Consider the following 20,829-nt stretch of genomic DNA (forward strand, 5'->3'; position numbering starts at 1 on the left):
AAAGTTTTAACCAAACGACCTTATTATTTTATCAACTATTAGTGGGATAGGTTCAAAGCTGTTGACAACTAAAATATGATGAATTTATCCTAATTAAAATAGATTGGTTTTGTTGTGTAACAAAACCAATCTATTTGGTATGTGTGGTATGAAGGCAATAAACTTGACGGGATGCTTTTAGATGTTAATAACTTTCAGCAGAAGGTAAAAGTATTCTCTTTGGAGAGGATTATTACAGGAATCCCAAAGCTTGACTAGCGGGCATATTATGACTAATGGGGCATGTTGTAGTGGAAAAACGCAGATAAACCTTTAAGGTAAGGGATTTTTTCTCTCCATCAGACTTGAGAGTCGCGTAGAAATAAGAAACTATTAATAAATGAAATATATATATTTAAAATTACAATGGACAAATAATTTGTCAACAACTAAATATTGGACACTCAATTTGTCAATCACGCTTTGAAAAGACTTTTTTCAAAAAACAGACCTGCAAATCTTGTCTTCATGTTATTTCAGAGATTTTTAGTTTGGGTCAAATAATCTGTCAAGACGACATTTAACTTGGCAATCGACAGATGGTATTCCATTTGGCAAAGCTAAGAAAGATTTAAACCAATCGTATTTACATTCACCGCCACGGAAGCCCGAATGCATTCGGGCTGTCCGCCGTGCGGTGCTTTGCACCAAAATATTCTATATCATTCCAAGTTTCCGCTCCGCTTATCACGGCGCAGATAGTAATGGTAATGATATCAATTAACTGATGTAATTTAGTTCTTTCTAATCTTGGATCTTTAATCTCTGAAAAATATTCCGAGATTGTGGTTTTAGATTTTAGTCTCACTACTAAACACCACCAAAATTATAGGATTATTTTAGTTATCATACCATTCATTATGAGAGTTAATTCTATTTTCAATTAATGATTAATTATTATTTCAACTAAATTAAGCGGAGCTTTTCTAAATCTCATGTCATCGTTGCGAAGTTTGCAACACTACCTCTGTTGCTTCTTGACTTTTCTCTGTTTTTTGCTCAATTTGCTATTTTCGCTCAATTTAAGATGCATTTGCCCTGGGCTGTGCCAGGAGGAGTGCGCCAATCTTTATCGAATGAGGGAAAAATAAAAATTAGCGATCGCATCTCTGAAGCAAAGATAATTATTCTCAATGCCTTAGACAAGTTCAAAAGTTTGCTGACAAATTATCAAACAGAAGCACAAACCTTTGGTAACTTTCCTAGTTTGTTTATGGGGTTAGTCGGTCAAGATGGAGAGTGGGAACATTACGGTGGTAAGATTCGCTTTGTCGATAGTGGTGGCAATATCATTGCAGACCGACCGCCTCGATCCCACTCATTATCAAGAGTTTATCGCCGAAGCCGTCGAACCCTGGTCGTACTTAAAGTTTCCTTACTATCGTCCTTTAGGATATCCAGCTAAGAAAGATTCCTGTAATCTGCAAAATGGTATTTATCGCGTAGGACCATTAGCAAGATTAAATATTTGTAGTCGTATCGGCACGCCTTTAGGCGATCGCGAATTAGCAGAATTTAGAGATCGAGGTCACAGTACAGTTAATTCATCTTTTTTCTATCACTACGCACGACTGATTGAAATCCTAGTATGTATCGAAAAAATCGACCAATTGCTAGAAGATTCGGATTTGCAGAGCGATCGTCTGCGAGCCAAAGCTGGTATCAATCAACTAGAAGGAATTGGAGTGAGCGAAGCCCCTAGAGGCACTTTATTTCATCACTATAGAGTAGATGAAAATGGCTTGATGAAAAAAGTAAATCTAATTATTGCTACTGGACAAAACAACCTGGCTATGAATCGCACTGTCGCTCAAATTGCTAGATACTTCATTCGCGGAACTAAAATTTTAGAAGGAATGCTCAATCGGGTTGAAGCGGGTATCAGAGCTTTCGATCCTTGTTTGAGCTGCTCGACCCATGCGGTTGGTCAAATGCCATTACACATTCAGTTATTCGATGCTGACGAAAACTTGCTTGAAGATGTTTACCAAAATTGATGTTCAATAAATTGAAGCGATTAAGTAGCTCCACCTAATTAAACATCAAACGTTTAACAGCGTAATTTCCCAGTTGACCCCGATTTTCGATGCCTTCTTGAATTTCACTTTCGATGAGGTAATTTTACTCAACGTTCGTTGGTATTTAAAGTATCCTTTGAGTTATCGGAATTTAGAAGAGATAATGTTATGAATTTCCCGATCTACTTCAGCAAACAAATCATCTAAATCGCCATTATTCTCTAAAACTACGTCCGCAGCAGCGACTTTCTGGACTAAGGGGAGCTGGCTGTCGATTCGAGCTTCTGCTTGTTTGACAGTCAAACCATTCCTCTGTTGTAGTCTAGCAACTTGCATAGAGTGATCGCAGCTAACTACCCAAATTTCCGTGACAGTATTGGTTAAATTAGCTTCAAACAAAAGAGGAATATCCAATATTATTGTATGATCTCGAATGGTTTGTAATTCCAGATCGAAGCGATCGCGGACATAAGGATGAATTTGACTTTCTAGCCATTGCTTTTCTGAGTGGCTATTAAAAATAATTTCACCCAAAGCAGCACGGTTTAAAGTGCGATCGGGTAAGATAACTCTATCGCCATAACGAGTAAAGATAATTTGTAAAATTGGCGAATCTGGGGCTACGGCTTCTCTAGCATAAACATCTGCATCCAAAATCGGCAAACTATATTTTTCTGCTAGATAATTTGATACGGTGGTCTTACCTGTAGCAATTCCTCCAGTTAATCCAATTAATCTTTGGTTCATAATTTAATTTCAATGTCTCCCAAATTATTTATCTAACTAAAGAAAGTTTTTCTCGATCCAGAAGCTTGATAAACTGTTGCGAGATAATTCTAGATTAAGGAGCAAGAATTTTGTTAGACCAAAAAGCAAAAAAAACAATGCTACGGAAGATTCCCCACGGATTATATATCTGCGGAGTCAAGGAAGGGGAAGAAATGAATGGTTTTACTGTTAGCTGGTTGATGCAAGCTTCTTTTGAGCCACCTTTGGTGGTTAACTGTGTCAAAAAAGGGACTACTTCCCATGAGATGATTAAAAATACTCAAGTCTTTGCCATTAGCTTTCTCGAATCGGGACAAAAAGACTTAGCTGCATCTTTCTTCCAACCCAAAACTCGTGTTGGCAATAAATTTGAACATGTAGAATTTTATGAAGGTGAAGCTACAGGCTGTCCTATTATCCAAGATTCTTTGGGTTATATTGAATGTAAAGTAGTTGGTACAGTAGAAAAAGGGGACCATACTGTATATGTTGGTGAAGTAATCGCTTCAGGAGTTCATCGCGAAGGAGATCAGCTATTACTATCTAGTACGGGTTGGGAATATGGCGGTTAGTAATGATTAATAGTTGAAATGATAGGGGTATTTATTTCCCTATCTCCCATAGATGTGGGGAGTATATTGCCTCCCCATCTCCTAAGCTGTCAAGCATTTAATTTGCTTGTTGGGATTTTAAGTTATATTCTCAAACTTAATGTACAAAATCTAGCCAATTCTCCACTTCCTGCCAACCCAAACCTTTTCGCACAACTTCGGGTTCGTCGCTAGTAAAATCTAGAATAGTAGAAACTTTAAACCCAGGATCTATACTGTTATCAATAATTATATCTACTTGATTTTCCAAAGCATCGAATAAATAAGCTTTGTCTACATTCATCGTCGGGTAGTCGCCATCTTCATCTTTGATATGTGCCGAAGTAGAAACTACAGGATTGCCCAAAGTCTTCAATAATTCTTGACATAAAAGATTATTTGGGACTCTAATACCGCTAGTCTTACGTTTGGGACTCATTACTAGCTTTGGCACTTGTTTGCTGGCAGGGAGTAAAAAAGTATAAGGCCCTGGAATGAGATGTTTCATGATACGATAAGCGTGATCGCTGACTGTCGCATATTCAGAAATATTAGACAAGGAAGAACACAAAAAAGTTAAGGGTTTATCATTAGACATCTGCTTGATTCTTCTAACTTTTTCCACCGCAGACTTAACGCTAAGATCGCAGCCGATCGCGTATACTGTATCGGTGGGATAAAGCATTACTGCACCTTTTTTTAATGCGGTAGCAATTTGATCGATAGTTCTTTGTTGGGGGTTGTTGGGGTGTAGTTCGTGTAGAATAGCCATATAAATTACCTCATAATGAATAATGTTCTCGATCCAATCGATCGCGAGTAGTTTAGATGGTGTTTTATGGGCAAAATTTGTTACTTAGAGTGTCCTACAGGAATTGCTGGGGACATGTGTTTGGGCGCGCTAATTGATTGTGGTTTGCCCTGGCAATATTTAATCGATAGTCTTGGGCTTTTAGGTATTGAATCAGAATATCAACTAAGAACGGAAAAAGTTATTCGCAACGGACAAGCAGCTACAAAAGTTTATGTCAATTTGCAAGTAGAACACAAGCATACCCATGATGACCACCACCATCACCATTATCCAGCCAGACACCTGCCAGAAATTGAAAATTTAATAAAAAATGCAAGATTAAAAGATCGCGTCAAGGAATGGAGTTTGGCTATATTTAATCAACTGGCGATCGCAGAAAGTCAAGTCCACGGTATTCCCCCAGAAAAAGTACACTTTCACGAAGTAGGGGCAACCGATGCCATTGTGGATATTGTCGGCACTTGTATCGGTTTGGATTGGCTAGATATCGAAGAATTATATTGCTCTGCTATGCCTACAGGGGGAGGTACGGTAAAGGCAGCCCACGGACTGCTATCTGTCCCCGTTCCTGCGGTAGTCAAACTCTGGGAGACAAGGAAAGTACCAATATATAGTAATGGTATCAAAAAAGAGCTAGTTACGCCGACGGGTGCTGCGATCGCCGTAACTCTAGCATCGGGTTTTGGCGACCCCCCCGCGATGAAACTAACTAAAATGGGTTTGGGTGCGGGTTCTCAAGATTTTGAGATTCCCAATATTTTGCGATTATGGCTAGGGGAGAAGGAGACGGAGAGACGGGGAGAGAAGGAGACGGTACGAGAGACGGTGACGGTATTGGAGACTCAAATCGACGATCTCAATCCTCAAGCGGTAGCTTATACCTTAGAACAATTAATTGCTGCGGGAGCATTAGATGTCTTTACCCAAAATATTGGCATGAAAAAATCGCGATCGGGTATCCTTTTAACGGTTATTTGTCATCCTACCCTGGCTAATACTTGCAAGACAATTATCTTCAAAGAAACGACTACCCTGGGAATAAGAGAGAGAAATCAACAGAGGAATATTCTCGATCGCCAACTAAAATCTATCTCTACCAAATACGGTACGCTAAAAGTTAAAATTGCCAGTTGGGGAACAGGTAAAGAAAGAGAAGTTATCAACATACAGCCAGAATATGAAGACTGCGCTATTCTAGCTCGTAAACATAATATTCCTTGGAGAGAAATAGCTCAACAAGCAATTATCGCCTGGGAAAGCGATCGCTAATCGACAATTGACAATTAATTAAATATTTTTTACTCCATCCCTATGACTGAAACCGTTCTTGATGTTCGTCACTTGCAAGTCCAATTTACCACCGAAAGCGATCCCGTGGTAGCAGTCAACGATCTTAGCTTTCAACTAAGGAAAGGAGAAAAACTAGGTATAGTTGGCGAGTCAGGTTCGGGAAAATCAGTTACTTCTTTAGCAATTATGGGCTTAGTTCCCACTCCTGGACACATTACCGCAGGAAAGATTCTTTTTACTCCCGACAACAAATCCCAAGTCGATTTATTACAGGTAAACGAAGCCGAGCGTAGAAGCTATCGTGGTGGCGAAATTGCCATGATATTTCAAGAGCCAATGAGCGCGCTCAATCCCGTCTATGATATAGGTTTTCAGCTTACGGAAGCAATTTTACTACATCAAAAAGTATCATCCTCCGAAGCCAGAAGAAAAGCGATCGCCTTATTACAAGAGGTGCAGCTTTTATCCGACGATGAAACCCTGAAACAGCAATACCTTCGAGAAAATCCTAGTTCGTTACATAGCGATCGCGCGATCGCCGATTATATCAACCGACACAAGCAAGAAATACTAAAACGTTACCCCCACCAACTATCGGGGGGACAATTACAACGCATCACTATTGCCATGGCTATTTCTTGCAATCCCAGGGTTTTAATTGCCGACGAGCCGACAACAGCTCTAGATGTAACAGTTCAAGCTACTATCCTCGACTTGTTGCGAGATCTCTGCCAAAAGAGGGGAATGTCTCTGATTTTTATCACTCACGATCTGGGAGTAATTGCCGAATTAGTCGATACGGTGACGGTAATGTATCGGGGGAATGTCGTCGAGTCAGGGGATATTCAAACTGTTTTTACCAATCCCGCCCATCCCTACACCAAAGGATTATTAGCCTGTCGCCCTACCCTCAAACACAAGCTAAAAATATTACCCACAGTGGCGGATTTTATGGAGGTATCTACCACCCCCGAAGGGGAAATGAAAATTGTAGAAAAACCAACCAGTCTCGATCAAAAACTCAATGAAATTGTTACCGACAGCGCACAGCAAGCAAGATTAGACAAATTAGTCCAACAAAAGCCCATCATGTCTGTGGAAAAATTGCGGGTAGGCTTTCCCCTCAAAGGAGTTTTTGGCAGAACCAAAAAATATATGATGGCGGTGAATAATGTTTCCTTTGAAGTCTATCCAGGGGAAACATTAGGGCTAGTGGGAGAATCAGGTTGCGGTAAATCTACTTTAGCCAGAACTTTATTGCGCTTGATCCAACCGATGGAAGGAAATATCGTTTTTGATGGCGATAATATTACTAATTTATCTCTTAAAAGCCAAAAATTGCGATCGCTACGCCGACAGATGCAAATTGTCTTTCAAAACCCTTACAATTCCCTCAATCCGAGAATAAATATCGGTAAAGCGATCGCCGAACCTTTAGTCGTCCATAAAATAAAATGCGATCGCCAAAAGAAAGTAGCCGAACTTTTAGAACGAGTTGGTTTAAATCCCGATATGAGAAATCGTTACCCCCACGAGTTTTCAGGGGGACAAAGACAACGGGTATGTATTGCTCGCGCCCTCGCTTTAGAGCCTCAATTTATCATCTGTGACGAGTCGGTTTCTGCTTTAGATGTTTCCGTACAAGCGCAAGTTCTAAACCTCTTAAAAAAGCTTCAAGCAGACTTTGGTCTAACCTATGTTTTTATCTCCCATGATTTGAGCGTAGTTAAGTTTATGAGCGATCGCATTATTGTGATGAATAAAGGCAAAATTGAAGAAATCGATACCGCAGAAGAGATTTATCGCAATCCGAAAACAGACTATACTCGAAAGTTGATTAATTCTATTCCGACAGGAGAATTTTTGGGAACAAATAATACGTAGGGGAGTAAAGCTAGATTTTTGAAATGACCAAAGTTTTCAGAGTCTGACAAAAGAGGGCTAATTAAAAGGAGGAGAATACATCAAGCCACCATCTTTCCATAAGGCATTTTGTCCTCGTTTTAAGCGGAAAGGTTCGCCAATGTTGCGATCGTATATTTCTTGATAGTTGCCAACGTGCTTGATAATTCTAACAGTAAAATCATTACTCAATCCCATGGGTGAACCCAAGTCGCCATCCTTACCCAAAAAACGCTTAATTTCTAGATCCTGACTGTTTTTATAGGTACTAAGATTAGTGGAATTGATATTTAATTCTTCAGCTTGAATGAGAGCAAAAGTTACCCACTTGATTACGTCAAACCATTGAGAATCTCTATGTACTATTGCAGGGGCTAAAGGCTCTTGAGCGATTCTTTGAGGTAAGATTCGATGATATGTAGGATTAGCTAGTAAAATTTTACGTGCTACCAACTGAGATATATCTCCTGTAATAGCTTGACAAATATTGTGTTCGTAGGAATTATATAACGATTCTTTGTCAGAGATTACCAAAGGAGTATATTTAATATCTTCTTGAGTCATGTAATCTTCTAAATTATTGTAACTAGTAGTTCCCTCTGCAACACAAATTGATTTACCTGCAAGATCGGCAATTTTTTTGATGTCACTAGCTCGATGAACCATAATTCCTTGGGCATCATAAAATATAGGAGGAGTAAACTCCAAATTTTCATCAGTATCGCGACTGAGAGTTTGAGTAGTGTTGCGACTGAGTAAATCAATTTCTCCCGATTTGAGAGCAGAAAATCTTTCTTCTGTACCTAATTCGCGAAATTCTACTTTTTCGGGATCGTCAAATAATGCCGATGCTACAGCACGGCAAAAATCAACATCTATCCCTGCATATCTGCTATTGAAATCTACAAAGCTAAATCCTGGAATTTCTCCACTGATGCCACAAATGAGATAGCCTCTTTGTTTTACTACGTCTAAACGATTGCTATTGTGGTTGGATAGATTGGTGGTAGTAATATTAGCTTGAGTGATTTTTCCGCTACAACCGCCTACGGATGTTAATAAAGTTGCTATTAAAAATAAGAAGCTGCATTTTTGTTTCCACGCTATTTGACGCAACATAGATATTAAAATTAGATGATTATAAGTAATATAAAGGAAATCCTCTAACTTTATTTACCAATAAACTGGTCAGTTATCAATATTAGACAACTGACCAAGATTTAATTTAAGTGATTATATAATATGAAATTACATTTGTTTGGTTTCCATTACTTCAGTTAGTCGCTCAATCGAAGTAGTTAATCTTTCTTGAGCCACAACCACAGCATCAGGAGTTTCTTCAGCTAAAGCTTCTTGGCGAATTAGACGTTTTTTGGCTTTTTCAAAAGCTTGAACGATCGCATAAATGCATAAAGCAATTACAAGAAAGTTCAAAATAGCTGCCAAAAACAAACCATATTGAATACCACCAGCAGATAGATCTGCTAATTTGTCTACTCCAGCAGCTTTCATAGCTGGATTTAGAATTGCAGGGGTAATAATGTCGGCCACTAAAGAATCTATAATTTTACTGAAAGCCGCTCCAATAATTACTGCAACGGCGAGATCAACAACGTTACCGCGCATGATAAAATCGCCAAAACCAGATAAAAATCCCCCTGCTGCTTGTGTTCCTCTTCTAACCATAATTAATATCTCTCCTTTATAAAAGTTGTACTATTTCTGTTAAATAGGTAACTAATTATATGCGCTTCTCTAGAGAAATTAGATTTAGATTGAATGAACAAAATGGGTGATTTGTGTCGAAATAGCTTCTATTTTATTTTGAGTTTAATATCTCTAATTGTTGCCAACATAAATATAAAGCACGGGGTACATGAAAACAACCTTTCCATTTGCCACCTTTGAGGTTTAATAATACTTCTCCTCGTCGATTGAGATAGCCAAACCATTCTCCGCTATGGCGATCGCTAAAATGTTTCCAAGTATAGTCGTGTACTCGCTCAAACCACGACCAACATTCCGATCTTTGGGTTAAATTAAACCCCATTAATAAAGCTACTAGGGTTTCTAGATGCACCCACCATAATTTTTGATCCCACTCTAACCGATCGGGAGGATAGCCTTGGGCATCCATGAAATAGTAGATCCCTTCATATTGTTTGTCCCAACCAAAATTGAGGATCTTTAAAACTACATCAACTGCTCTATCGATTAACTGTCGATCGCTATTAAGACGGGCAATATCCATGATAAACCACATTGCTTCAATACCATGTCCAGGATTGATTAATCTACCATCAAAACAATCTAAATGCTGCCCCTCTGGAGTAACATTTTCGTACATTAATCCCGTATCTGCATCTAAGAAATCTTCCATTACTTCTCGGACGGTTTGGGCTAAAATTTCCTCTAACTGGGTATCTTCTAGCAACCAGTCCATTTCTAAGGATAAATTGGCTAAAATCATCGGCACTGCCAAGCTTTTTAGCGATCGCGTCCCTGGATAGGCTTTATTATATTTACCCTTGGGATTAATCTGACGGCGTAAAACATTATGATAGGCTTGAAGGGCAATTTCTCTGGCGAGATCGTCCCCAGAAGCCAAAGCATATTGGCTATAAGCCATGGCAGCAAAACAATCAGAAAAGATATTATAAGGCTGCACTAAAGGTTGTCCCAGTTTGTCTAGAGCAAAATACCAGTTACCATCCTTATCTCGTCCGTGTTGAGCGAGAAAATCCGCCCCATGTTTGGCAATTTTAAGCCATTCTGACCGCTTTTCCAAGCGATTGTAAAACATGGAATAAGTCCACAACTGTCGATTTTGCAGCCAAATAAACTTATCAGTATCGTAAACTTTGCCATTATTATCCAAACAGGTAAAATAGCCACCATTCGACCAATCTACTGAATGATTCGACCAAAAAGGAATCACATTATTTAATAGAGTATCTCGATATAAATCTGCTAAATTTTTAGCTTTCTGGTTCATATTTAGCTCTTAATTTAGAATAATTATAATTTAATGGATCGATCGCCAATATTGACTGGAGGATTTATCATAAGACATTAACCAGTTATGATTGAGGTGGGACTGTGGGCAAAAAGACATCCAAACAAGAGGCTCATTACAATCAAGCTCGTGCCAGCTTACAACAGGCTATTTCTTGGTATTCTGGTTTTCGTCGTCACGGCAATTCTCCTCCAGGAGATCGCCTACAAGCAACTGTTAAAAAAGATTTACAATATCTCCAGAGTGCTTTAGATAAACTAGACCGTCGCGCCATTCGCATTAGTACTTTTGGTTTGGTAAGTTGTGGCAAATCTTCCCTGATTAACGCTCTTTTAGAAGAAGAAGTGGTCGCAACAGGCCCATTACATGGTGTCACCCAATCTCTAACTATTTTGCAATGGAATCCTTTTCCCGAAGATGGGTTAGCAGTAGAATTAATTGATACTCCTGGATTAGACGAGGTAGCAGGAGAAGCCAGGGCGACCATGGCGCGAGAAATAGCACAAAAATCCGATCTGATTTTATTTGTCGTGGCGGGAGATATTACCAAAACCGAATATGAAGCATTGTGCGAACTGAGAAGTACCCAAAAGCCTTTAATTTTGGTCTTTAATAAGGTAGATCTTTATCCAGATAGCGATCGCCAAAAAATTTATCGCCAACTACAGCAGCTAAATGCCGAACGCAGTAGGGGTAGTTTAGAAGATCTTATTACTACTCAAGAGATTGTCATGGTTGCAGCCCAGCCTCAACCAATTCAGGTTAGAGTAGAATCAGCCGACGGTACGGTAGAAACTAGTTGGGAAAATCCCGAACCCCAAATCGAAGAATTGCATCAAACAATTTGTCATATCTTGCAACAAGAAGGTAAATCATTGCTGGCTTTGAATGCTCTGGTACAAGGAAGGGATGCAGAGGCTAATATTGCTCGCAAGACGGTTGAATTGCGTCAAACAGAAGCAGAGCAAATTATTAATAAGTATGCTCGTTATAAAGCGATCGCTGTAGCAGCTAATCCAGTTATTTTCTTGGACTTGGTGGGGGGATTTGTGGCAGATTTAGCTCTGATTCGCTCTTTATCTAAGTTATATGGACTGCCCATCACTACCTACGAAGCAGGAAACCTCTTGAGACGTATTGTAGCTAGTTCTGGTGGTTTATTACTGGGAGAGGTGGGTAGTAGTTTGTTTCTGGGAGTTGGTAAAAGCGGGGCTATATTAAGCAGTGGGTTTGACAGTACTGGAGCGATCGCAGCTTATCTGGGTACAGCTACAGCCCAGGGAGCGATCGCAGGATATGGGACTTATGTCGTTGGTCGAGTCGCTCAGATCTATTTAGAACAAGGCTGTACTTGGGGAGAAATGGGAGCTTCGACCTTGATCAAAGAGATTTTAGATCGGGTCGAACCAAATACGATTATGTACCGTTTACGTCAAGAATTGCTGGGATAATTATTAATTATGATTTATTAGCGATCGGCAGTTAATTCAATTTGACTTTGACTATTTTCTTCCCCAATTAGGTTTGCATTCATTGAAGATAGAGCCACAAACACGAACGTACCCACGATCGCCATAATTGTGATAAATTGCGTGCTATCGAAATGATATTGACTACTTTTTAGCTGTTGCAAGCAATTTTCATATTCTTGAAGGGTCATGGACAATTCATTATCACAATCTCTTAGCTGAATATAAATATTATTTTCAATCTGCCTGAGATTTTTGATATTATTTGGTCTGGTTTCTAACAATACGGCAATTATATTACGAGTAATAATCATGATTAAATTTGGCTGTTTTATAATATTTTGATTTAACTACTTTTTTCCATTAACTACTAAAAATTCACTCCATTCAACGATCCCGATCGCACTTACAAATTTTATTAAACAAAAAATAACTAATCAGATGAATCAAGTTACTATTCGCGTTCCTGCAACTACCGCCAATTTAGGAGTTGGTTTTGACTGCATTGGTGCAGCCTTGACTATGGCTAATCAATTTCAATTTACTGTTGTCGATACAGAGAATAAACTCACTATTACAACAGAAGGTGATGAAGCAGATAAAGTGGGAACGGATGAGAGTAATTTAATATATCAGTCTTTTCTTCAGCTTTATCAAAAAATCAAACAAACACCCCCTAATATAAAGATTGCAATAAAGCTAGGCGTACCTCTTTCTAGAGGATTGGGTAGTTCTGCTACGGCAATTGTGGGGGGGTTATTGGGGGCAAATCACTTGGCAGGAAAGCCTCTGAGTCGGGAGGAAGTAATGGCGATCGCCATTGCCATTGAAGGTCATCCCGATAACGTCGTCCCCGCATTATTGGGCAACTGTCAGCTATCGGTAGCTGATGGAGATATTTGGCAGATTAGCGAGATTTCTTGGCACGAGGATATTATTCCCGTAGTAGCCATCCCTAATTTTGAACTGTCTACAGAAGAGGCGCGTTCGGTGTTACCCGATAGCTATAACCGTCAGGACGCTATTTTTAATATATCTCGCATGGGTTTATTGATTAGAGCTTTAACTACTAATAACAGAGAATGGCTTAAAACAGCACTAGCAGATAAGATACACCAACCTTACCGCCAACAACTAATTACTGGTTACGAGCAACTGCATCGTGCTGCTATTTCCGCAGGTGCTTATGGTATGGTCATTAGTGGTGCGGGGCCTACTTTACTAGCCTTGACAGATAAAAATAACGCCGATGGCGTGGTGCGATCGATGTCCGAAGCCTGGAGTAAATTGGGTATAGATGCAACAGTGCGATCGCTCTCCCTCGATCCTGTCGGTGCAACAATGTTGTAGCAGATCCCCATTAATTTTACTCAATGCAGATATTAGAAACACCCAGGCTGATTATTAGATATTTTACCATTAGAGATCTTGAAAATCTTTCGCCCATTTTGGCAGATCCTCAAGTTATGGAATTTTCTATTATTGGAGTTCACAATTCCCAGCAAATCAGACAGTTTATCGAACAACGATTGCTCTCATACATCGAGCCTGGCTTCGGTTTGTATGCTTTAATTGATAAACAGACTAAAGAACTTATCGGCTACTGTGGCTTTTTTCTCCAAAAGATAAATGCGGATCGGGAAGTAGAAATAGGCTATCGTTTGGCTACAAAATATTGGGGACGAGGTTTGGCTACCGAAGCAGCACAAGCTCTCTATCAATACGGTCGACAAAAATTTGATTTTAAGCGTTTTGTCTGTTTAATTGAACCTGATAATATTCGTTCGATTCGCGTAGCTCAAAAGCTAGGAATGAAGTTAGAAAAACAGATAATATATTATGGTATTAACGTAGAAATGTATACTGTCAATATAGATCAATTTTGATATTTAAGATCGAAAGTTACTTATTTTTTATGAATAGAATCTTCCCAATTAACAGTAGATCTAGAGCGAACTTTTCTGGCATTAGCTGCATTATCATCTTGATCGCTCAGTTCAGCTAAAATAGGTTTTACTAGCCTAACAATATTTTTCCAAGTCAAATCTTTTTTGGGTAAATAATTAGCTAATTCTTGCAAAGCTGCTTGAGCTTCTCTAATATCGCGGTCGAGATTTTGATCGTCTTCAGCAGTTAAAGGAGTAGAACTACGCAATAGATCTTTTTGAACTGCGGCAAATCCTTTACGAACTTCTTGAGTAATTTTTACACTATAATCCGAACGCCCTTTGATTTTTTGCTTATTAAATCCTTGTTGGGAAGAAGCATACAAAGCGGGTAATCTATTCAGAGCATAAGTAGATACTTCAATTGGGTTAATAAATTTCTTAATATTGCTAGGAAGACGATTTATTTGTCGATCAATTTCTTCTGAAACCAATATTTCCATAACATTGCGATTAACGTAATCGCTTTCAGGTTTATTAATGTTCATTTTGCTAACTTTTGCTAAATAACTATCTTTGAGCAAATAAGAATTACAATATAAAATCTTACTCTTCCTATATATACATAAATAATCGTGATTGCCTAGCGGTAAATACTTTTAAATCTAGAAAATTCACTTAATTTTTATGTTATTTACTCTGCAATCTCAATTCCTTTATCTAAAACTTAAATTAGCCCTCAGAAAAAATACTGACTATTTGTTTAATATTTTTTATTGTTACCCAATGAATTAACAAAGCGATCGCCTTGTTATTAAACCGAACTCAAAGTTAAAGCGATCGCTTTTTCACGAAAATAACTAAATTGAAATTATTGAATATATTTGGTCACATCTTCGCCACAATCATCAGCTAAATAAGATAGGGAACGAAAACGCAGCATTGTAAATTGCTCGTATAAAGGGTTGAGTTTACATAAAGGAGGAATATGGGCAATCTTGCGTCCAAATAAGTTTATATCTCGTTCAAAAGGACATTGAGGTGGAATCACCTTGCAGACAAATTTAGCCAGACGAGGATCTTTTACTTCCATCCCCTCAAGCCAATCTTTAATGGGATGAAGTACGTCTACCCCCGCTTTAGAATCTTGTGAGGGGGGAGTTAGGGGAGAAGCAGTACCAGCACTATTTGCTTGCTGTGCTTCTAGTTCTTCTTCTGATTTATAGAGGGTACTTTCTAAAGATTTTAAAGCTTCGACTTTAATTTCCAAGGCATCGCTAAATTGATGCAGCAATTCATATTCGGGAGTAGAATAAACCCCATCAGCTACCGCTACCAATACCGCAGTACGTAAGAAATTTTCGGCAGTATGGGGATCTTTTCCCAGGCTTTGAGCGAGTTCTTCGGGAGTAATTGTGTCTAGGGTATTAACGCGATCGATATCGGCTAAATCTTGAGTTAGTTGGGCGATTAAATCTTGTTCTTGGGGATCGTAATGTCCGTCGGCTAACGCCACAGTATATAAACCTCTTAGCCAAGCTACAATTTGGCGATCGCTATAGGCGGATTCTGTAATAGTAGTAGTCATAGGAGCTATCTTTAATTATGTGTTTTAATTATGTGTTTTAAAAAAGGCTATTTGTATTAACTCCACATAGGTCGTAACGAGGGAGTTAATGCACCATTAGAGGATGTCCTCTGCAATATATCATAGCTAAACCCTGGGGTAAAAATTCTTCAAATTAGCCGAACCCGAAACTGTAAAATAGAAGTTAATTAAAATTTTTAGTAAGAATTTGTCAGAGGTACTATTCAAGAAATTATATTGCAGGTAACAGAACAAAACGAACGTCTTGATCGCTGGTTATCAAGCCAGCTAACCGACATTTCCCGTTCTCGCATTCAAAAGTTAATTGAGAGTGGTAATGTTAGGTTAAACGATCGCCTGTGCCACAGTAAGAAGGTGAAAATTGTTCCTGGCGATCGACTTTTAATTACTATTCCCCCACCAGAAAAACTAGATTTAACTCCCGAAAATATTCCTCTCGATATTTTGTATGAAGACGAGCATCTAATTATTGTCAATAAACCCGCAGGAATGGTGGTTCATCCCGCACCAGGACACTATAGGAGTACCCTAGTTCATGCTTTACTTTATCATTGCCAGACTTTAGCAGGTATTGGGGGAGTAGAACGTCCTGGTATCGTTCACCGTATTGATAAAGATACTACGGGGGCGATTGTGGTGGCTAAAAGCGATCTCGCTCATCAAAATTTACAGGCGCAAATTAAAGCTAAAACTGCTCGAAGGGAATACTGGGGAATCATGTACGGTTCTTTTTCTACAGAATCAGGTAAAATCAATGCACCCATTGGTCGTCATCAAAGCGATCGCAAAAAAATGGCAGTTGTTACCTTGGAAAAAGGCGGAAGAGAAGCTGTTACCTACTGGAAAACTCTAGAGCGAATTGGTAATTATAGCTTGATGCAATTTCTCTTAGAAACAGGACGTACTCATCAAATTAGGGTTCATTGCGCCCATCAAGGAAATCCCCTATTAGGAGATCCTATCTACGGCTCGAATCGTTCCCTTAAGGTTAATTTATCGGGACAAGCACTTCATGCAAGGCAATTGTCTCTATCCCATCCTATTTCAGGCAAATTAATTACAGCGATCGCACCATTACCATTAGAGTTTACCAAACTCTTGCAAGTTTTACGCAACCGAAATTAATTTATTCTTATGATCTTTTCCATAGATAATATTCTTTCCCCCGAAGAAATTAGCGAAATCAAGCAAGTTTTAGAACGAGCAGAATTTGTCGATGGTAAACTTACCGCAGGATGGCACGCTAAATTAGTCAAAAATAACCAACAATTAAAATCAGGAACATCTCAAAAAGAACTCAAGGCAAAAATTTGCGCTGTCTTGTTTAAAAATGCCCTATTTCAAACTACAGTTCGCCCTAAAACAATTCATTCCATTTTATTCAGTCGCTACGACCAAGGGATGTCTTACGATACTCATGTAGATAATGCCTTGATGAAAAACAACGGTAGTTTTTGCCGTTCGGATGTATCTTTTACCTTGTTTCTCAATTCCCCTCAAGACTATGAAGGGGGAGATTTAACTATAGAAGGAGTGCAAGAAGAACAACATTACAAACTAGATGCAGGTTCGGCTATTATCTATCCTTCCACTACTCTACATCGCGTTAACCCCGTTACTCAAGGTACGAGGCTAGTTGTGGTAGGTTGGGTACAAAGTGTGATTCGAGATGCAAGCGATCGTGAAATTCTTTTTGACTTAGAAACTGCAAGGCGAGCAATCTTTGCCAAATCAGGCAAAACCCCAGAATTCGACCTTATTTCTAAAAGTATTGCCAATTTGTTGCGCAAATGGGCAGATATTTAACCATCGTTAATCGTCGATCGTTTAGAAGCACTTTCACTACAAAACTAAAAAACCCAACAAGAATAATTTCTTATTGGGCTGATAACTGATAACTGATAGCTCAGTTAAGGAGTGTTAAACATCAAGCACCATAGAACTTACGGGTTTAGCACAACAGGTTAAAATTTCTCCCGCTTCCAAACCCCTCAAAGCGTCATAATCTTCTTCGTAAGTTACTTCACCTTTTAAAACCTTCGCCGTACAAGTACCGCAAGTACCCGCGCGACAGCTACTTTCGATCTCTACTCCCACTTTTTCCGCTGCATCGAGAATATATTCCCCTTCGCTACAGGCTGCTTCTTTCCAAGAGTTAGCTAGAAATATTTTAGTTTTAGTCGAACCATTTGCCGAACCATTAGAATCAGATTTGAGAGTTTCGACTACAGGCGCAGACTCTTCTATTGTTACGCCATCTTTTAGCTTGGCATTAAATTTTTCAATTAATAAACTACGTAACGTTGTTTTAAGATCGTCTAGCGCAACCCCTTGATTAATCGCCGTACCTAATTCCGCACCATGACCAACTTTACCACCGCTATAGATTTTTGCTCCTGCTACGGCTTTTCCATCCTTACGTACCTTAGTTCCCATTAAGCCGATATCTCCTGCCTGGGGTTGTCCGCACGAGTTAGGACATCCCGTCCAATGTAAGCGAACTCGTTGGGGAATATCTAATTCTGCGTCTAATTCTTGAGCTAGTTTTAAGGCTGTTTGTTTGGTTTCGATAATGGCAAAATTGCAATATTGCGCCCCCGTACAAGAAATAACCGAACGAGTTAAAGTACTGGGATCGATCGCAAACTTCTCTAATAATGGTTCGGTAAGGAAAGTATCGACATTTTCGTTAGCAATGTAGGGAATAATTGCATTTTGTTCCACCGTGAGGCGAATTTCACCGTTACCATATACTTCTGCTAGCCTAGCTAATTCAAACATTGATTCGGCATTTAAACGTCCCATAGGTACGTGCAAACCAACATAACTATAGCCTTCTTGCTTCTGGGGATGTATTCCTAAATGATCTTTTTTATCTTGGGTAATCTCGTCTTTTTCCGCAGCAGATGCTAGAGGTTTGCCGAATTCTTTCTCTAGTTCGTTACGGAACTTTTCGACTCCCCAGGTTTCAATTAACCACATCATACGGGCTTTGGGACGACTTGCTCTTAATCCTTCTGCGGCACCATTCTGGGTATATACGGTTAAAACAGCGCGAGAAAATTCTACTATATCGTCATCATTTGCAGGAAGCCACACCCCCAAAGGAATAGATTCTGCACAGCGCTGCGCGGATAAATAACCACCCACTAAGACATTAAAACCAAGTACTCCATCTTTGTATGCAGGAACATAAGCTAAGTCGTTTAATTCTGCATGGATAGAATTATCTCTCGCCCCTTCGATCGCAATATTGAACTTGCGGGGTAAATTGGTAAAAGCATAATTACCCTCGCCATTATTGGTAATCATGTCTTGAACTTTCTGGTTCATTTGGCGAGTGTCGATCAATTCATCGGGATCGATACCAGCTACAGGAGAACCCGTTAAGTTACGCACGTTGTCCATTCCAGATTGAATACTGGTTAAACCAACTTCTTTAAATCGATTAAACAATTCGGGAATATCTTCTAAACGCACTCCCCGCAATTGAATGTTCTGACGGGTAGTAATGTCCGCCGTACCATTATCGCCATAACGCTCAATTCCCCCAGCCAATACTTTCATTTGTTCGCTAGTAATAACTCCATTGGGAACGCGCATCCGCACCATAAATTCCCCTGGAGTTACAGGGCGATAAAATATCCCCAACCACTTGAGGCGGGTTTCTAAATCTGCTTTGTCTACTGCTTCCCAACCTATCTTGGCAAAATATTCTAGCTCATTTTTGACATCTAATCCATCTTTGGCTGCTTTTACTTTCTCTACCTTGTTGAGTTTAATTTTGGTGTTGGCTTCAGTAGTCATAAATCTAGACCTTGAGGTATGTTATGGGTTGAGTATGGGAAAAAGTTCTGATTAATCTGATTAAAAGTGTTTTGGGTAGTTTGTAGATACGAGATTCGTGATTACTTAATATGATTGTGTAGATCTGTTTGGGTATTTTGTGTTTTTTAATACAAAATAGATTTTTTTATTCGTATATTGCATCAAGTCAATCCTTTTAATACATACAAAGCTGAGATCAAAATTTCGATAGAGAAACGACTTCCATTTTTTTAATTGAAGCAGGATTAGGAACGTAATTTTGTTAACCGCGATCGCTTTTGAGAAATTAATTTTAAAAATGATTGGATGCAAGATCCTTTTTTCGATCCCCAATCAAGTAATTTGAATTATCAAGATCCTGTTGAAGATTTTGATTGGTATAATTAAAGACTGTGCTTAAAATAAATAAAACTTATTTACTAGATTGATTTATTTTTATTTGGCTAGTTTGAAGAATGAAGGATACATATTCTTATATTGAATTTGAGTTTAATAGTTTAGAGAGATTCCATAATTTACAAAAGATGTTCTTGAAACTAAAGGAAGTGAAAGACGAATTTAGGAAAGACATTAATTTGGAAGATAAACAAAATGATTTGAACTATAAAGATCCAGTTGATGATTATCAGTGGAAAAATTATCTAGATGAGAAAGCGATCGCCCACTTTAAAAATACATTTGATTTCAATAGTGAGGAAGGGATAATTTATTGGAAACTTTTGGAATTAACCGAACCTGAAAATCGTTTAGATCATCCTTTTTTTAAGACTCCTGGCAATTGGGATTTTGAATCTATGTTGGACGCTATTTTCAATGGCTATTATGTGTTGATAGATTTAGTAAAAGAGAAAAGAGATCGGGGATGTTTGTATTATCAACCTACGGCTTATCCTTTTGGCGGTTCGGATAGTTTGGTAGAATTAATTAAATCTTTTGGTAATAGGATTACTTATAATTCTCGATCTAAACATAGTAAACCTGTAATTGAATCCCAATGGGATTATGAATTAGCTAAAGAGTTGGTTAGGCAAGGTATTGGTTTTACTCCCGAATTGTTACATAATTGGAAGATTTGATAATGAGTTTGTTTTACCCCCTAACACCTCAATCACCTCTTGTCCAAACTGTCGTAGGCGAATAACATTACGGGCGAGTTCTGGTTCGGCAGCAATCAAGCCAAATACGTTGCGAGCAGCAGGATCGCTATCCAAACCCATTAATAAATCGGGAGCGCTAAGATGAAAAAAGCTGAGAGCATGAGACTGAATTATCTGACCCAAATTCATCAGACGACGTAATTTCTCCGCAGCAGCAGGAATATTAACTGCCAAAGCAGGCGATCGCCTGCTTTGGCAGAGGCTAGTAAATGACTTACAGGACAAATACCACAGATACGCCCCGTAATGCCAGGCATTTCCCACAACGGACGACCTTCGCAGAACTTCTCAAAGCCTCTAAACTCAGTGACATGAAACCGAGCATCCTCTATCTGTCCTGCATTATCCAAATGAATTGTAATTTTGTCCAACAACTTAGACATTGTAGCCTAACTTTACATTATCTACACACAAGGTTTGCTTGTGTAGGCTACAATACGAAT

18 protein-coding genes and 3 pseudogenes are annotated in these 20,829 nt (G+C 38.9%); 10 read left to right on the top strand and 11 right to left on the bottom strand.

The window, feature by feature from the left end; all coding sequences use genetic code 11:
* Positions 1-570: 570 nt before the first annotated feature.
* Positions 571-847 (bottom strand): annotated as a pseudogene (locus I4641_RS17620) (transposase family protein); the annotation flags it as partial.
* 216 nt (positions 848-1,063) lie between these two features.
* On the opposite strand from I4641_RS17620, the pseudogene I4641_RS17630 reads away from it, so the two are divergent.
* A pseudogene (locus I4641_RS17630) lies at positions 1,064-2,036 on the top strand (Ni/Fe hydrogenase subunit alpha); the annotation flags it as partial.
* Between the two features lie 162 nt (positions 2,037-2,198).
* Here the strand turns inward: I4641_RS17630 and coaE are convergent.
* Positions 2,199-2,804 carry a dephospho-CoA kinase gene (coaE, locus tag I4641_RS17635; protein WP_229641896.1) on the bottom strand — a complete coding sequence of 202 codons (606 nt, stop codon included), beginning with the start codon at positions 2,802-2,804 and terminating at the stop codon, positions 2,199-2,201.
* A gap of 110 nt (positions 2,805-2,914) precedes the next feature.
* Here coaE and I4641_RS17640 point away from each other — a divergent pair, with 110 nt between their 5' ends.
* Entirely contained in the window at positions 2,915-3,397 is a 483-nt protein-coding gene (locus tag I4641_RS17640) for a flavin reductase family protein (protein ID WP_229641897.1), read from the top strand.
* 136 nt (positions 3,398-3,533) lie between these two features.
* Here the strand turns inward: I4641_RS17640 and I4641_RS17645 are convergent, their stop codons facing one another.
* The gene (locus I4641_RS17645) at positions 3,534-4,187 is read right to left on the bottom strand and encodes an L-threonylcarbamoyladenylate synthase (protein WP_229641898.1); all 654 of its coding nucleotides are present in this window, start codon (positions 4,185-4,187) and stop codon (positions 3,534-3,536) included.
* Between the two features lie 66 nt (positions 4,188-4,253).
* Between I4641_RS17645 and larC the strand changes: the two genes are divergently transcribed.
* Both larC and I4641_RS17655 read left to right on the top strand, forming a co-directional pair.
* Entirely contained in the window at positions 4,254-5,498 is a 1,245-nt protein-coding gene (gene larC, locus I4641_RS17650; protein WP_229641899.1) for a nickel pincer cofactor biosynthesis protein LarC, read from the top strand.
* 42 nt (positions 5,499-5,540) lie between these two features.
* Positions 5,541-7,403, top strand: a complete 1,863-nt coding sequence (locus tag I4641_RS17655; protein WP_229641900.1) for an ABC transporter ATP-binding protein — start codon at positions 5,541-5,543, stop codon at positions 7,401-7,403.
* A gap of 57 nt (positions 7,404-7,460) precedes the next feature.
* On the opposite strand, the gene I4641_RS17660 is transcribed toward I4641_RS17655, so the two are convergent.
* From I4641_RS17660 to I4641_RS17670, 3 genes are all read right to left on the bottom strand, one after another.
* Entirely contained in the window at positions 7,461-8,540 is a 1,080-nt protein-coding gene (locus tag I4641_RS17660) for an amino acid ABC transporter substrate-binding protein (protein ID WP_229641901.1), read from the bottom strand.
* A 129-nt stretch (positions 8,541-8,669) separates the two neighbouring features.
* A complete protein-coding gene (gene mscL / locus I4641_RS17665) occupies positions 8,670-9,107 on the bottom strand; it encodes a large conductance mechanosensitive channel protein MscL (RefSeq protein ID WP_229641902.1) in 438 nt (145 codons plus the stop codon).
* Between the two features lie 133 nt (positions 9,108-9,240).
* Positions 9,241-10,416 (bottom strand): n-acyl-d-glucosamine 2-epimerase, encoded by a 1,176-nt coding sequence (locus I4641_RS17670; protein WP_229641903.1) that lies wholly within the window; start codon positions 10,414-10,416, stop codon positions 9,241-9,243.
* Positions 10,417-10,520: 104 nt separating this feature from the next.
* Here I4641_RS17670 and I4641_RS24245 point away from each other — a divergent pair, with 104 nt between their 5' ends.
* On the top strand, positions 10,521-11,888 hold the full coding sequence (locus I4641_RS24245) for a GTP-binding protein (protein ID WP_229641904.1): 1,368 nt from the start codon (positions 10,521-10,523) through the stop codon (positions 11,886-11,888).
* 17 nt (positions 11,889-11,905) lie between these two features.
* Here the strand turns inward: I4641_RS24245 and I4641_RS17680 are convergent, their stop codons facing one another.
* Complete coding sequence (locus tag I4641_RS17680) at positions 11,906-12,220, bottom strand: hypothetical protein (protein WP_229641905.1); 315 nt, start codon at positions 12,218-12,220, stop codon at positions 11,906-11,908.
* A 127-nt stretch (positions 12,221-12,347) separates the two neighbouring features.
* On the opposite strand from I4641_RS17680, the gene thrB reads away from it, so the two are divergent.
* Both thrB and I4641_RS17690 read left to right on the top strand, forming a co-directional pair.
* Positions 12,348-13,256 carry a homoserine kinase gene (gene thrB / locus I4641_RS17685; protein ID WP_229641906.1) on the top strand — a complete coding sequence of 303 codons (909 nt, stop codon included), beginning with the start codon at positions 12,348-12,350 and terminating at the stop codon, positions 13,254-13,256.
* Between the two features lie 23 nt (positions 13,257-13,279).
* A complete protein-coding gene (locus I4641_RS17690) occupies positions 13,280-13,792 on the top strand; it encodes a GNAT family N-acetyltransferase (RefSeq protein WP_229641907.1) in 513 nt (170 codons plus the stop codon).
* A gap of 20 nt (positions 13,793-13,812) precedes the next feature.
* Here I4641_RS17690 and I4641_RS17695 read toward each other — a convergent pair whose 3' ends face one another.
* A complete protein-coding gene (locus tag I4641_RS17695) occupies positions 13,813-14,340 on the bottom strand; it encodes a late competence development ComFB family protein (protein ID WP_229641908.1) in 528 nt (175 codons plus the stop codon).
* 323 nt (positions 14,341-14,663) lie between these two features.
* Positions 14,664-15,380 carry a Mo-dependent nitrogenase C-terminal domain-containing protein gene (locus I4641_RS17700; protein ID WP_229641909.1) on the bottom strand — a complete coding sequence of 239 codons (717 nt, stop codon included), beginning with the start codon at positions 15,378-15,380 and terminating at the stop codon, positions 14,664-14,666.
* 231 nt (positions 15,381-15,611) lie between these two features.
* Between I4641_RS17700 and I4641_RS17705 the strand changes: the two genes are divergently transcribed.
* Positions 15,612-16,526, top strand: a complete 915-nt coding sequence (locus I4641_RS17705) for an RluA family pseudouridine synthase (RefSeq protein ID WP_369426828.1) — start codon at positions 15,612-15,614, stop codon at positions 16,524-16,526.
* Between the two features lie 9 nt (positions 16,527-16,535).
* Positions 16,536-17,207 carry a Fe2+-dependent dioxygenase gene (locus tag I4641_RS17710; RefSeq protein ID WP_229641911.1) on the top strand — a complete coding sequence of 224 codons (672 nt, stop codon included), beginning with the start codon at positions 16,536-16,538 and terminating at the stop codon, positions 17,205-17,207.
* A 114-nt stretch (positions 17,208-17,321) separates the two neighbouring features.
* Here the strand turns inward: I4641_RS17710 and I4641_RS17715 are convergent, their stop codons facing one another.
* Positions 17,322-19,208, bottom strand: coding sequence for a ferredoxin--nitrite reductase (locus I4641_RS17715; RefSeq protein WP_229641912.1), 1,887 nt, complete (start codon positions 19,206-19,208; stop codon positions 17,322-17,324).
* 566 nt (positions 19,209-19,774) lie between these two features.
* Here I4641_RS17715 and I4641_RS17720 point away from each other — a divergent pair.
* On the top strand, positions 19,775-20,305 hold the full coding sequence (locus tag I4641_RS17720; protein WP_229641913.1) for a hypothetical protein: 531 nt from the start codon (positions 19,775-19,777) through the stop codon (positions 20,303-20,305).
* Positions 20,306-20,317: 12 nt separating this feature from the next.
* On the opposite strand, the pseudogene I4641_RS24250 reads toward I4641_RS17720, so the two are convergent.
* Positions 20,318-20,769: pseudogene (locus tag I4641_RS24250) on the bottom strand (nickel-dependent hydrogenase large subunit); the annotation flags it as partial.
* Positions 20,770-20,829: the final 60 nt, after the last annotated feature.

Source organism: Waterburya agarophytonicola KI4, from assembly GCF_020640915.1.
Lineage (GTDB): Bacteria > Cyanobacteriota > Cyanobacteriia > Cyanobacteriales > Xenococcaceae > Waterburya > Waterburya agarophytonicola.